This is a genomic window from Bacillus paranthracis (genome assembly GCF_024296885.1).
Lineage (GTDB): Bacteria > Bacillota > Bacilli > Bacillales > Bacillaceae_G > Bacillus_A > Bacillus_A paranthracis.
Genome location: NZ_CP101136.1, coordinates 222,657 through 235,746, shown reverse-complemented (window position 1 = coordinate 235,746; position 13,090 = coordinate 222,657). Strand labels below are relative to the sequence as shown.

Genomic DNA, 13,090 nt, shown 5'->3' with positions numbered 1-13,090 from the left:
GTTATTTGTCTAACAAATTGGGTGCGGTTCACAGACGCTTGCTGGCATTGAGGGTGGTTCTTTTCGTCTTTCGTCGCTTTTTTTGTATTTGCTTCCAAGACGTTGATAGGGATTTCCCTATACGTTTTGCCACAAACACAGCGACTTCTCTAGCAATAACTTTTACAATTTCAATTGCTATCGTGAAAAGAATGTCCATAGTGTCACCTCCTTTCTCCATAAAATAAAAGAGAAAGGAAAGCAACCGACCACCCTGAAATATTCAGTTACGTTATATTAATTATACCATATTTACGGTTGGGTTAATAGCTTAAAAGCCTTGATATGACAACGTTTTTAAGGGTTTTTAAGTTTTGGAATCAGAGATTTGAAATGGTAAAAATAATATTTTTTTTAGAAATGATTGACATAAAACTCTATATATCATAATATTGAAATTGTAATATTAAAGAAATCAAATCCAACATTTTCATATAGACTTTAGATTAGCTAAAAGGACACACCTAAGGCGCATTATGCCATAGGTGTGTCCTTTTTTTGCGTTTAAAGGCTACATAAGGAGGAATACAAACATTGAAGCCATCTAAGTTTCAAAAGAAGCAGATTGTTGCGGTAGGTCTAGCCGCTGCAACAGTAGCGGGTATCTATGGATACAATCATTTCGCAGTAGAAAATGCTGTAAAACCAACAAAAATTGTTGTAGCCGCAAAGGATATACCTGCACATACAGAAATTAAAGAAGACATGCTAGTGGAACGAACTTTACCTGGTGATGCGATTCCCCCAAATGCATTACGTGTAAATAAAAAAGAGGTTGTAGGTAAGTGGACAAATGATGGGCAACCCATTACAGAAAATAGCTATCTCTTTAAAAACAAAGTAGTAAAGAAAGAGGAGTTACCGGACTCTGCTATTTTAAATTTGAAAGATGGAGAAGTTGCTTTCCCGTTACTCGTTGATTTGGAAACAAGTTCAGGGAATAGTATTATCCCAAACACGTATGTGGACTTGTATTTCAAACAAGTTGTGAAAGAAGGAGACAATGAGAAGGTTGTCTTTGGTGGTCTGTTCCAACGTGTACGTGTGACGGCTGCAAAAGATAGCAATACAGAAGATGCATTTGTGCTAGAAAAGAAAGAATCAAAAGAGGAACAAGAAGGAAAACAAAAGCCTAAAGTAACGCGATTATACACACTGGCTGTTTCCCCTGAACAACTTCAATACTTAAATCGTGCAAAAACACTTGGAGATGTCATTCCTGTTGCAGTTGGACAAAAGGTGGAGCAAACAGGGAAAGAATTAGAACCAGCTGAAGGATTCTCACAAATATCTGATCAAAAGAACATTTTAGACTATGTAGAGAAGCATTCGACTAATCCAATTTCTAAAAATGTAAAAGAGTATGTAGCACAGTATCTGAATGAATCTAAGTAAGAAAGGGGTTATTAAGATGGAGCGGCAAGCAAGAATCATTGCCTTTTATGCAACAAACGAAAATGTAGGGAAAAGCACATTAAGTATTGCGATGGCAAATGAATTAGCTCATTTAGGGAAAAAGGTGCTTTATGTTGAAGCAGACCAAGTAAGACCTAGCTTTGCAGTTGGAACTGGTCTTAGCCACGATAGTAAAAACATCTTAGAACTTGTAAGAAAAGAAAATGAATCCAATCTCTCGCAGTATATTTGTACCAAGCAAGATTTATTAGAGAGAAAAGTGAATCCAAGGTTGATGCAAAAATTGCACGATAAGATGGGTTTTCTGGTGTTTCCATCAGGTTATAACTTAGCTCAATTCCCAGAGATTCAAAACAAAGAACTGTTTGTAACGACATTTATAGAATCACTTGTAGATACAGAATACGATTTTATCATTCTATCAGTACCAACTGAATTATCTGAGGTTCTGAGTTATCCAATCCTATACCAATCAGACCTTGTTGTTCATGTATTAAACGGCAACCCTCGTGGTGCAATAGCAATTAAAAGAGAATTACAACTACTAGAAGAAGCAAAGCTAACATTGCCTCGTATGATTCATGTTTTAAATATGGGAGATGAGGATTATGTAGAAGATATTGAAAAGCTTTCTTCCCAAAAAATTGCGGTGACAATTCCGTATGACAGGGATCGTACGAGTTATGAATGGGGGATGCAGTTTGGTTCCCCGCAAATTAATACAAAGGTCCATCACATTATGGAAGCAGCTGGTCTTGATATTCCAACCCAGCATACATCCTCTATGAAAAAGGGTCTCTTTGGTTTACGAAATTAAAAGGGAGGCAGTAGTATGTGGGGCTATTTACAGGGAAAACAAGTCGCCTTAAAGAGAAATCGAGTTGATTTATATCATTTTGGTTATATGATTCGTTCTAAATCAGCTCGAAAGTTAGGAACAACTACAGCTCAACAAATTAAAGATATAACAGATGAAATTCGTGCGTTTTTAGTTAAAGAACATCGTGATATCTTAAGTGAATCTTTTATGAATAAGGAAAAAAAAGCAGCTGTAGAGCAAATCATCAAAAGTTTCTTATTAAGTAATCAAGTCGTCATTTCAGAGGTACCTTCTGAACAGTTACTGAACATGGTGTGTGACGATATTGTGGGATTTGGAATTATTCAACCTCTGATTGATGATAAAGATGTAACAGATATTTATATCAATGGCATAAAAGAGATTATATACGAAAAAATTGGTGAGGGAGAATGCAAATACAAGTATCGATATGAAGCTGAAGAAGATGTAAAAGCCTTAGCTTATAAGATGGTAAACAGTACGTCAGAATCACTTAATACAGCAAAGCCATCTGTCGACTGCGTGTTCCCTTATATTCGTATCAATATCGCCTTAGATGAGATTGCTGGACTTGGTACAACAATTACTATTCGTAAGAATGCAGATCATCTTCGTGCCTCAGAAGAACGTATGTTATCCACAAATCAAGCATCGAAAGAGATGTTGGACTTTTTGGCGGCAGCTGTGAAAGCCAAAATGAATATTTTAATTGCTGGAGCAACAGGAACAGGGAAAACGGAGTTTATGAAGTACCTCGCTTCTCATATACCAAAGAATGAACGTACTCTTGTAGTGGAAGATAATCCTGAACTCTATTTACATCGCATATTTCCAGAGCATCATTTTGTTCCGATGCAATGTAGAGCATCCGAAGTTGAAGAAAATGCAATTGATTTTGATAGATTGTTAACGAATGCTTTACGTCAAGGACTAAAGAGATTACTTGTAGGGGAATCAAGGGGGGGAGAAGCCCTGAAAATGATTAACTTCTTCCAAACGGGACACTCGGGTTCTACCTCTGTCCATGCAAGAAGTGCAAAAGAAGCAGTAAGACGTTTAATGCTTATGTGTCTACAAAGTGGTGCGAATATTGGTGCTCAATATTTATATGAATTAATTTCACAGACATTTGATGTGATTGTCTTTTTCGAAAAGAAAGATGATGGGAATCGTTATATTACAGAGATGATTGAATTATTGGATTATCAAGGTGATATACAATTTAATCAACTTTCTCAGTTTATTCCGACATACGAGGAACATGATGAAATGAATGAAAGAGTAGGAAAGATTCATGGCCAGCATAAAATTACAGCAAGAATGTCAGCCGAAATGGAGAGGAAATTCCGTTCTTCTTCTGTAAACCCGGCTCTTTATGCACCATTCCTTTCACAACAGGAGGTGCAGTATGCATAGTTTGTTCGCCTATGGATGTATATTATTAATCTTTATTAGTATAGTATTACTTGTTTTACTTTTTGCAAAATCTAAAGGTTCTGCACTTTCCCAATTTGTACAAGAAAATGAGAAAGAAGAAAGGCGCTTAGAATTAAGGAATATTAAAGGCATACGAATGTATCTGCCACAATCTGTTATCCAAGAAGCCCAAAAGTACGAGTGGAAATTGACGAAAAGTATGTACTGGGTATATACGATTCTTTCGGGAATGAGTATAGCAGCAATATTCTACTTCTCCTTTGGAAGAGATCCTTTTACACTGATTTCTGCTTTATGTGGATTTTTAGTACCGAGATTTCTTCTCTATCGAAGAAAAAAACGTTACTACTTGGTTGTTATTGACCGTCTTTCTATTTATATGAAGGCAGTAGCGAATGCTCTTCAAATTAGTAATAACGCTAAACGCGTGTTAGTACAAGTAAAGCCAATGATGCATGAGAGCATTCAAGAAGAAATAGAAAAAGTTTCTCTTTTATTAGAAGGTGGAACTACAATGCACCGTGCATTTAAAGGATTCAATGAAACTTTTAATTTTAGAGAATTGGTTTTCTTCCATGAAATGTTGGAAGTATGTAGTCGAGAAGGCGGGGCGAATTCAGTACAAGTCTTATTAGATATTGCAGAAGATTTCGAAAAACAAAAGCTATATCTGGCAAGATTACGTTCTAGTTTGTCACAAGCACAACGTGCGTTTGTACAGAACTGCTTAATCGTGATTGCCATGCCGATTGTGATTATGTTGATGTCAAAAGAAGCATATGGATTTTTAGCAGGTTCTATGATGGGGAAAATTGCATTAGCGGTAAATATGTTCATTGTATTTTTCTTAGCAACCCGTGTAGAAAAGATTGCAAATTATAATCCAACAGAAAGAGGGGAATAAAGTGGCTACGATTTTAGCTTTAGTGGTATTCGTTGTCATGTACTGGGTATTCTCTACCTTTCTACAAAGTAAAAAAGATAGCGGTAGCCTACTTACAAACTATGTAGAAAATGCAAAACGAATTGAAAAAAAGAATTTAAATCAAATGATGCTCGCTCCCTTCCAGTCGTTATCACATAAGTATCTGACAGAAGAAAAGAAAGAGCTGATCCAGAAAAAATTAGAAGAAGCTGGTTTGGATACGAAACCAGAAGAATATTTGAAAATGAAGGTTGCGTATCCCATCATTTTCACTTCTGTTTTCTTGATATGTACAGTGTTTCATGATTACTACTTATTTAAAGTAGGCGTTTTGATTTCACCACTGCTTTATTTCTATCCTGATTATCTATTAAAGAGAAGAATCAAGCAGGCGATAGAAGCAAGGAAGTTCGAATTACCGGAGTATTTAATTCCTATGCTGCAGTTGTTAAAAACACATACAACATTAGAAGCAGTAAAAAAGGCGCAGATATATGCTGGAAGACATCTTCGACCGTATGTATCTACACTTACAGCGGAATTAGAAATGTATGCGGGTTCGGATCAACCATTTAGAAACTTTGCTGCAGCCTTAAATAGTCCAGAAGTAAATACCTTTACGATTGCATTGCAACAAGCACAAAAAACGGACAAGGTACAGAGTCTTCGTATTATGGATGCACAGATTAAAATGATGCGTGAGTTAAAACATGAGAACTATAACCGTCTCATTCAAAATAAGCCAATGGAAATGAATAAATTTAACGTAGCTGTTATTGGATGTATTGTAATTTATCCAATGGTTATTGTTATTCAATCCTTAATGCAAGGATTTGCAAGTATATAGAAAAACATTATTCAAAATGGAATAGGTAAAGGAGCAAAATATATGTTAACGAAAATGAAGAATTGGTTAAAAAATGAAGACTCACAATTATCGTCAGAAAACGGTATGTTAATCGCTTTGGCGGTAATTATCGTATTAGTAATTGGCCCGTTTGTATGGAAAGCAATCCAAGGTGGTTATGATACGATCCTGGCACGATTCACAAAAGCATCAAGCAATGCAGATGTGAATTCTTGGAACAAATAATAGAAGTTTTAAATCAAGGATGTTTATTACGTATAGCTCAAATAAATGGATAAGGGAGATTCAATCATGTTAGGAAAAGTGAAGAATTGGTTAAAAAATGAGGATTCACAGTTGTCATCAGAAAACGGAATGTTAATCGCTTTAGCGGTAATTATTGTATTAGTAATTGGACCGTTTGTATGGAAAGCAATCCAAGGTGGTTATGATACGATCCTGGCAAGATTCACAAAAGCATCAAGCAATGCAGACGTGAATTCTTGGAATAAGTAATAAAAGATTTAAATAGTTAAGTTCTTATTTTAGTAAATTCTTAAAATCGATATATAAAGGAGACGAAATGCAATGTTATCAAAAATGAAGAATTGGTTAAAAAATGAGGATTCACAGTTGTCATCAGAAAACGGAATGTTAATCGCTTTAGCGGTAATTATTGTATTAGTAATTGGACCGTTTGTATGGAAAGCAATCCAAGGTGGTTATGATACAATTCTAGCTCGATTCACAAAAGCATCAAGCAATGCAGATGTAGATTCTTGGAACAAAAAATAAGTTTTAGATTGAAAATAAGAGGGGGCGTGTTTCATATAGCTCCCTCCTTTTAAAACATAAGGAAGTAGGTAAAAGATCTGTTAATTCAATTCGGGTATGAATTAATCGAAAACCTATGTGATAGATATGGAACGACTATTGAGGTCATTGACCATACCGAAAAGACCGAGGAACAAGAATTAGTAGAAAGTTTAATTCAGATTGCCACTGTTCTCAGCAGTAGACTGCAAGGTAAAAGAGCCAATAAAGCCAAGAAGATGATTAAGGAGTTGATGGAAAATGATACTTGCAAGGAAAATAAGAATAAGACCGAATAAAGAACAAGAACATCAACTTTGGAAATCTGTCGGAACAGCCCGATGGGCTTATAACTGGACATTAGGTAAACAGGAAGAAAATCATAAGCACGGTGGTAAATTTTTATCTGACGGCATCCTTCGTAAAGAATTAACAGTTTTGAAGCAAACAGAAGAATATGCATGGCTATATGAGGTATCCAATAACATTACAAAGCAAGCGATTAAAGATGCTTGTCAAGCATATAAGCGATTCTTCAAGGGACTGACTGATAAACCACGTTTCAAAAGTAGAAGAAAATCAAAGCCGTCTTTTTATAATGATAATGTGAAATTGAAAGTCCGAAATAACGAGGTGTTGATTGAAAAAGTTGGATGGATGAAAATCTCAGAATCATTACCAATCGATGTGAAGTATACGAATCCACGTATTCATTTCGATGGGAAGTATTGGTATTTGTCCGTAGGTATTGAAGAAGAGAAAATGCAGCAAAAACTAACAATTGAGAGTTTAGGGATAGATGTAGGCATTAAAGAACTTGCAGTGTGTTCGAATGGAATGAAATTCAAAAACATTAATAAAACAAAGGTAGTTAAGCAGGCGGAGAAACGCCTTCGTAGGTTGCAACGTCAAGTTTCTCGTAAATATGAAATGAATAAGGAGGGGAGCCGTTTCGTCAAAACCATCAACATTATAAAACTTGAAAAGAAGATACAACTCTTACATAGGCGCTTGAAAAATGTCCGAGATAATCATATTCACCAAGTAACTACTGCAATCGTGAAAACCAAACCTTGCAGAGTTGTGATGGAAATGTTGAATATCAAAGGAATGATGAAGAATAAACACTTATCAAAAGCTATTGCACAACAAAATTTATATGATTTCAAAATGAAAATACAGTATAAGTGTGAGAAATATGGGATTGAGTATATGGAAGCTGATAAGTGGTTTCCTTCGTCTAAAATGTGTTCGACTTGCGGTGAAATCAAAAAAACTTTGCGTTTATCCGAAAGGATATACACCTGTGACTGTGGACATGAAATAGACAGAGATTTCAACGCATCTATTAATTTGTCGCGTTATCAATTAGCAACTTAACACATGAACGTTATTGCTAATATGTAGGATTCGTTGTATCCGAATTCACGCCCTCGGAGTGTTATATCAAACGAAAGTAGCTTCGGCAAAATCGGACACGTAGAACAGGGAAATAAACAAACTTTATATAGTTTTATAAGGTTTTTGCAACGGGAATCGAGTCTTATATCCTTATACAGTAATGGAGAGTTCAATTGCTGTTTTTAAGCGATTAAACGTACCTAATAATGCTTATATTTCAGCAATATGTGAGGCGAAATCACAAGGATTAGGAGAATTAGTTTCTATGATGATGGAAGCTGGGAAACAAGGAGAGAATTTGATTATTATGCGCTACTGTTTTAAAAGATGCTCCAAGCTGTTCAAAAGAATTAGAAATTAGTAATATCTCTTTGTTTCCAGAAAGAGAACCCGGTACCAATATACCGAGGGATAGAAGACATATAACTTCGGATATAAACAAAGATGTATATCAAGATTCACCCACGATTGATAAGGTAATACCTTACCAGGGTAGTTCTGGAAAGGGCAAGTTAATATCAAATAGTACTATTGTGACTCCAATGAAACAAGGGGATCGCCTAAAAATAAGAAAATGGGCTACACCGATCCAATTACCAAATAACCGTACAGTCACAAAGAATGATACGAACAAAGAAATAAATGGATGGTCTACATTTAGTATGAATACTCAAGTTGCAAATAATCCGTTTTATATTACCGAGCAACGAGGCGTAACTTTTTATATGCTTGCCTATTCTGAAGGAATTACATATGTAGATGAGTTGAAAGTGGGATACGCATCGGAAGCAGAAGTATACCAAGGGAATCAGCAAATATATAATGGTAGACTCTCTGACCATGTAGATAAAGAAGAAAAAGATCAGGCAGTGCCCACAACACCAGGAGGCCTCCAAATTGAAAATAGAGAACTGAAAAAAAATAAAGTAACGTTTGCCCCTGCGAAAGATGATGGGAGTACCTATCATTATAAAATCCGTGGAATTGGTAGGAATGACGTTTCGGACTTTTCTAAGGAAGTTCCTGCAACTGTAACAAGTGGCGTAAAAGGATATGAATATGTAGTGAATGATAAATCCGACACATCAATTGATAAAGTAAGTGGTGTTCAGTTTACAAATCAGACTAGCATTCAGTTTCCGACTGATTATGCGAAACCACAATATGTACATATCCGAACAGTAGATAAAGCTGGGAATAAAAGTGCGACGAAGCATATTTCTACCACACAAAAAGGACGAGTAGATATGCTTACTGTTCCTAAAAGTGTAGAGTTTACCCCAATTCAACTAAATGGAGAAAAGCAAAATTCATTTGGTACATTAGGTAAACTCATGATACATGATAGTCGAAATCAAGCGGATGGATGGAGATTGAATATGACAATTTCTCCATTTACAGAGTCGAACATTGCAAAACAATTGCCAAAGGGTTCTCTATCCATAAAGAATCAAGTGAGTGTAACAAAAGTAAAGGGTCCAGAGACAGGGAAACCTATTATACAGATTCCAAATACACCTATTGATAATGGGGCAGCACACACTATTATCCGGGCTTCGAAAGATGTAGCAATTGGAGAATATCAACTCGATTTTGGACAAAATGGATTACAACTGCAGATAGATCCAGGGACAACTTATGTAGGGAAGAATCGGCAAGTTACTTATACTTCTACGGTCACTTGGTCTCTAGTGAGTGGACCGTAATAATCCATCTAAACAGGAAAAAATAAGGAGGGAAAATTATGAATATATATGTAATAGGAATACTACTAGGATATATGACCCTGAATATATTTACTGACTTGAAATATAGAAAAACGAAAAATATATGGCATTTGCTATTCTTAATTGTAGGTATAGGAATCACGTATTTTGCTGGAATAAGAACAGGTAAAGAGATTGTGATTGTACTAGCCATGGCCTTAGCATGTGGTTTGTTGTTAGAGACATTTAAATTTTCTTCACCAGGTGATACAAAAATGCTTGTTGTGGTAGCTGTATATGTTAGTAATGTAGTAGAAGAAACAGCTATCCTTACCGCTATTACATTAACAGCTTTCCATTTACTATTCTTTTGGGTCGCTAGTGTGTATCGATTAATTAAAATTTTAGGGTTTGTAGGAGCGATTAAAGACCAATTGGAGCATGCTGCTTCTATATTTGGGGCAAAACTACCAAAGAAAGAAATACAGCTGATACAGAGCTTTCCGGGGGCTTGTTCTATTTTATTAGGAGCAATTGTGTATGTTGCTTTCACAATTTATCAAAACGGAGGTGTTTTAGCTTGAATAGTAGAATCATTCATCAAAGAGAAACGTATATTTATTTCACGATATTCGCATTAGTAGGGGTACTTATTACAAATATGTTTATTAATATGGTGTTTATACTAGCGTATCCGTTACTTATCGGATTAATTGTACAGGTTGTCCTGCTTCAGAGGATAAAAAAACCGTTTTATAGGAGTGGAAAAGAATTAACGGAACAGTTAAAACTAAAAAATATATTCTTAGTAGAATCAAATATTTTAGGAGATGAAGAAGGAACTGTCTATGAGGTGCATCAAAAGCCTTTTACATTCTCAAATGGACTAATTAATAAAGAGAAGAGTTATAAGGTAATAAAACAAGATTATAAAAAAAAAGTAAAAGAAGATTTAACGAAAATTGCAAAATGGCAAGTTACAACAAAAGCTAGACTTGTTACAACAACACATTTTCGTTTATATACAATTTGGCAGAAAAATAGTACAGGCTATCAGCTAAAAAAAATAGAGGATTGTATTGATCCATATGCCAAGATGAATCTTATACAATGGGTGATTGCTTCATTCTGTACAACTGGTCGTATTAAGTATGATAAGAAGCCGAAAGAGTGGGCAAGTTATGAATGGATTGCGTTAAGGTAAATAAAAAGATAGGGAAAAAAACCAAGTAGTTCAGTTACTGTAGGGAAACTTATTAGTATGCTGTTTGTATTTAGCCTATCTATTATTGATTTAAGGGGATTAATTATGCAGGATTTTTTGCTACAGAAGATAAAAAATCCATTTTATGAATTTAATAATATCGTGTTTATTGGCGATATTCTGCCTAAATAATAATATGAGTGCACTAAGCGATAAGTTTAAAATTCAACATCTATGCAGTTTAAACGTATTAAAAAAGCTTGTTACAAACCTATGTAATAGTTTAAAGAAATCTGAAATGGTTAGTGCTACAGGTCATAAAGGACAATTAATTTGGCTGATAGCAGATGATGCAGGTAAAGAGAAAAAAATACAATGGAATTACATCTGAATTTGAATAATTAAAAGAAAAAATGGTCTAGATTTAGACCATTTTTTTGTAGATGATTTTTATAGAAACGATATCAAAAATTGCCTTCTTCCGACTAGGAATACTTTAATTTTAATAATATGTATTGGACGCCAATCTAAATGTTATTTCATTTTGCTTTTAAGCTTTTTTCATACGCTTTAACTTCGTCAATAGTTTTAAATACTTTTAAATCAAATATCTTTTCTCCATCAATACATACAACTAATACTCCATCTTGAGCTTGAAGAACACTACCTACATTACCTTTTCCAAGTGAAATACTGAAGGGATTCTCTACATTTAATGTTTTCTTTTTAGCAAGATAATCTTTAAATGACATACCAATGGATAGCTCGTCTTTTAAGCCTTTAATAGTGTTACCAGAAGTAATTGTTGATCGATCCTTTTTCGTAGCCTCTTCTTGTTTGCGTTGTTCTTCAGCCTTTTTCTGTTCTTCTATTTTCTTTTGTTCATTTTCCTGTTTTTGCTCATCTAACTTCTTTTGTTCATCTTCTTTTTTAGTTTCTTGTTTTGGTTCTTCTGATGTACTTGCTTTATCATTTGAACCACAAGCAGCTAATCCCATAAGTAATGCGCTACAAGTTAGTGCTGTAAGTAATTTGCGTTTCATATATTTGTCCTCCACACATTCAATTTGTAAGATTTCTGAAACAAGCATAACAAATTCAGTCATAACTATTTTGTCATATTATGTCGAATGGGAATAAAAAAAGAGAGCCGAAGCTCTCTTTTTCAATTAATAGCAACTAAGGATGCCTCAATGATATATCGTTCCGGTGCATCTCCAATATAGTTAAATGGATAACATGTAGTTAATGTTAAAGTTGATTTATCTTTTGCGACAATTACAGTACGATCATTTGCATCTGTAATCCAATGTTTTTGAATTTGATAAATGTATACTCTTTTATCATACTCAACTAAAATATAGTCATTTTCTTGTAGATCTCCCAAATTAGTAAATACCGTATCACGATGTCCGCTTAAAACTGTATGTCCATTACCTGAAGGAGTAGTCGTAATATCGCTAACAAACATTCCTACTCCTTTTTTTAAAGTTTTAGCATCAGCACCCCAGTAAACTTGATATTTTTGTTTAATTTTGGGTATAACCATATAGGCGATTTTTTCTCCCATTTGATGCTGAGCTTGAGAAGCTGGAATCTGTTTTGGTGATCCTGGTAATGGTTCATTAGTGTTTGTAAGGTTAGTTTCTTGATTTGGTAGAGTATAACGGGATTGTTCTTTGTTTGATTCATCACTTGCATCTTTTCCATCATTAGTGGCAGATTGTATATTTTGATATTGTTGAATTTCATTACTTGTTAAGGCTTCAACAGTTTTTCTTGCATCATACCAATCTATAAAGTAATAAACAAAAGCAAAAGAGCCTATAGTAATTAATAAAACTCCCAACCAATCAAGTTTTTTCAAGTTTATCACTCCACATTAAAAACGACAGGAATATTCCTGCCGTCTTTAGGTATTAGTTTATGCATTCGTTTTTTTACGACGGAATATAAGAATTGAACCGGCTAATACTAAGCCAGCACTTGCAAGCATCATTGTAACACCGTTTGATGCTGTATTAGGCAACTTTTCACCTTGTTTTTTTGTTTCAGCCTTTACAGCTGTTTGCTTAGTTTGCTCTTGCTTATTGGTTGTTGCTTGGTTGTTTTGTTGTGTATTTTCTTGTTTTACAGGTTCTTGTTTAGTATTTTCCTGTTTAACTTGCTCTTGTGGTTTGTTTTCATCTTTTTTAGTAGGCTGTTTACTAGCTAAAAATTGATCGTAATCCCCTTTTTTTACTTCACAAGGTAAACCATCATTGTCACGATCTAAATCATGAGGATCGTTAGTCGCACTGTATCCATTGCTGTGCCAGAATTCCATAACCTCCTGTTTGTTTTTAAAGTGACTGCAATTCTTGTCATTTGGATTTTTTTCTGCAAATGCAGCAGAGCTGTATCCTACTGTTAATAGTGTGAACGCTGTTGCTGAAGCTAATAGTTTTTTCATGAATTTCTC

General features: G+C 34.8%; 15 protein-coding genes and 2 pseudogenes. 13 read left to right on the top strand and 4 right to left on the bottom strand.

Annotated elements, in window-relative coordinates; all coding sequences use genetic code 11:
* Positions 1 to 28: 28 nt before the first annotated feature.
* Complete coding sequence (locus NLJ82_RS28360; RefSeq protein WP_000353182.1) at positions 29 to 199, bottom strand: hypothetical protein; 171 nt, start codon at positions 197 to 199, stop codon at positions 29 to 31.
* A 374-nt stretch (positions 200 to 573) separates the two neighbouring features.
* Between NLJ82_RS28360 and cpaB the strand changes: the two genes are divergently transcribed.
* The 13 genes and pseudogenes from cpaB (at position 574) to NLJ82_RS28295 (ending at position 10,629) form a co-directional block, all read left to right on the top strand.
* The gene (gene cpaB / locus NLJ82_RS28355; RefSeq protein WP_000804792.1) at positions 574 to 1,434 is read left to right on the top strand and encodes a Flp pilus assembly protein CpaB; all 861 of its coding nucleotides are present in this window, start codon (positions 574 to 576) and stop codon (positions 1,432 to 1,434) included.
* 16 nt (positions 1,435 to 1,450) lie between these two features.
* Positions 1,451 to 2,272 (top strand): CpaE/TadZ family protein, encoded by an 822-nt coding sequence (locus NLJ82_RS28350; protein ID WP_000441032.1) that lies wholly within the window; start codon positions 1,451 to 1,453, stop codon positions 2,270 to 2,272.
* 15 nt (positions 2,273 to 2,287) lie between these two features.
* On the top strand, positions 2,288 to 3,712 hold the full coding sequence (locus NLJ82_RS28345) for a TadA family conjugal transfer-associated ATPase (RefSeq protein WP_000264623.1): 1,425 nt from the start codon (positions 2,288 to 2,290) through the stop codon (positions 3,710 to 3,712).
* The gene (locus tag NLJ82_RS28340) at positions 3,705 to 4,637 is read left to right on the top strand and encodes a hypothetical protein (protein WP_000555801.1); all 933 of its coding nucleotides are present in this window, start codon (positions 3,705 to 3,707) and stop codon (positions 4,635 to 4,637) included. Before NLJ82_RS28345 ends, NLJ82_RS28340 begins: the two co-directional genes overlap by 8 nt.
* Before the next feature lies 1 nt (position 4,638).
* Positions 4,639 to 5,505 (top strand): type II secretion system F family protein, encoded by an 867-nt coding sequence (locus NLJ82_RS28335; RefSeq protein WP_000201161.1) that lies wholly within the window; start codon positions 4,639 to 4,641, stop codon positions 5,503 to 5,505.
* Between the two features lie 42 nt (positions 5,506 to 5,547).
* Complete coding sequence (locus NLJ82_RS28330) at positions 5,548 to 5,751, top strand: hypothetical protein (protein WP_000956353.1); 204 nt, start codon at positions 5,548 to 5,550, stop codon at positions 5,749 to 5,751.
* Positions 5,752 to 5,817: 66 nt separating this feature from the next.
* A complete protein-coding gene (locus NLJ82_RS28325; RefSeq protein WP_000900885.1) occupies positions 5,818 to 6,021 on the top strand; it encodes a hypothetical protein in 204 nt (67 codons plus the stop codon).
* 72 nt (positions 6,022 to 6,093) lie between these two features.
* Positions 6,094 to 6,300, top strand: coding sequence for a hypothetical protein (locus NLJ82_RS28320; RefSeq protein ID WP_000949458.1), 207 nt, complete (start codon positions 6,094 to 6,096; stop codon positions 6,298 to 6,300).
* A 71-nt stretch (positions 6,301 to 6,371) separates the two neighbouring features.
* Positions 6,372 to 6,617, top strand: a pseudogene (locus NLJ82_RS28315) (IS607 family transposase); the annotation flags it as partial.
* Positions 6,580 to 7,698 (top strand): RNA-guided endonuclease InsQ/TnpB family protein, encoded by a 1,119-nt coding sequence (locus NLJ82_RS28310; protein WP_000599424.1) that lies wholly within the window; start codon positions 6,580 to 6,582, stop codon positions 7,696 to 7,698. The pseudogene NLJ82_RS28315 and the gene NLJ82_RS28310, both read left to right, overlap by 38 nt.
* 151 nt (positions 7,699 to 7,849) lie before the next feature.
* Positions 7,850 to 9,425, top strand: a pseudogene (locus tag NLJ82_RS28305) (WxL domain-containing protein); the annotation flags it as partial.
* A gap of 38 nt (positions 9,426 to 9,463) precedes the next feature.
* Positions 9,464 to 10,009 (top strand): hypothetical protein, encoded by a 546-nt coding sequence (locus NLJ82_RS28300; RefSeq protein ID WP_001029022.1) that lies wholly within the window; start codon positions 9,464 to 9,466, stop codon positions 10,007 to 10,009.
* Entirely contained in the window at positions 10,006 to 10,629 is a 624-nt protein-coding gene (locus NLJ82_RS28295; protein ID WP_001088474.1) for a hypothetical protein, read from the top strand. The genes NLJ82_RS28300 and NLJ82_RS28295 overlap by 4 nt, the downstream gene beginning before the upstream one ends.
* Positions 10,630 to 11,168: 539 nt before the next feature.
* Here the strand turns inward: NLJ82_RS28295 and NLJ82_RS28290 are convergent.
* From NLJ82_RS28290 to NLJ82_RS28280, 3 genes are all read right to left on the bottom strand, one after another.
* Complete coding sequence (locus NLJ82_RS28290) at positions 11,169 to 11,672, bottom strand: hypothetical protein (RefSeq protein WP_000823722.1); 504 nt, start codon at positions 11,670 to 11,672, stop codon at positions 11,169 to 11,171.
* 122 nt (positions 11,673 to 11,794) lie between these two features.
* Positions 11,795 to 12,496, bottom strand: coding sequence for a class D sortase, LPxTATN-specific (gene srtD, locus NLJ82_RS28285; RefSeq protein ID WP_046647062.1), 702 nt, complete (start codon positions 12,494 to 12,496; stop codon positions 11,795 to 11,797).
* Between the two features lie 57 nt (positions 12,497 to 12,553).
* On the bottom strand, positions 12,554 to 13,081 hold the full coding sequence (locus tag NLJ82_RS28280; protein ID WP_000734522.1) for an excalibur calcium-binding domain-containing protein: 528 nt from the start codon (positions 13,079 to 13,081) through the stop codon (positions 12,554 to 12,556).
* Positions 13,082 to 13,090: the final 9 nt, after the last annotated feature.

Excerpts from the sequence above, each read along its gene's own strand:
- NLJ82_RS28300 (WP_001029022.1), top strand. The coding sequence starts at position 9,464 with ATGAATATATATGTAATAGGAATACTACTAGGATATATGACCCTGAAT.
- NLJ82_RS28340 (WP_000555801.1), top strand. The coding sequence starts at position 3,705 with ATGCATAGTTTGTTCGCCTATGGATGTATATTATTAATCTTTATTAGT.
- NLJ82_RS28345 (WP_000264623.1), top strand. The coding sequence starts at position 2,288 with ATGTGGGGCTATTTACAGGGAAAACAAGTCGCCTTAAAGAGAAATCGA.
- NLJ82_RS28310 (WP_000599424.1), top strand. The coding sequence starts at position 6,580 with ATGATACTTGCAAGGAAAATAAGAATAAGACCGAATAAAGAACAAGAA.
- NLJ82_RS28330 (WP_000956353.1), top strand. The coding sequence starts at position 5,548 with ATGTTAACGAAAATGAAGAATTGGTTAAAAAATGAAGACTCACAATTA.
- NLJ82_RS28290 (WP_000823722.1), bottom strand. The coding sequence starts at position 11,672 with ATGAAACGCAAATTACTTACAGCACTAACTTGTAGCGCATTACTTATG.
- NLJ82_RS28350 (WP_000441032.1), top strand. The coding sequence starts at position 1,451 with ATGGAGCGGCAAGCAAGAATCATTGCCTTTTATGCAACAAACGAAAAT.
- NLJ82_RS28360 (WP_000353182.1), bottom strand. The coding sequence starts at position 199 with ATGGACATTCTTTTCACGATAGCAATTGAAATTGTAAAAGTTATTGCT.
- NLJ82_RS28320 (WP_000949458.1), top strand. The coding sequence starts at position 6,094 with ATGTTATCAAAAATGAAGAATTGGTTAAAAAATGAGGATTCACAGTTG.
- NLJ82_RS28325 (WP_000900885.1), top strand. The coding sequence starts at position 5,818 with ATGTTAGGAAAAGTGAAGAATTGGTTAAAAAATGAGGATTCACAGTTG.
- NLJ82_RS28280 (WP_000734522.1), bottom strand. The coding sequence starts at position 13,081 with ATGAAAAAACTATTAGCTTCAGCAACAGCGTTCACACTATTAACAGTA.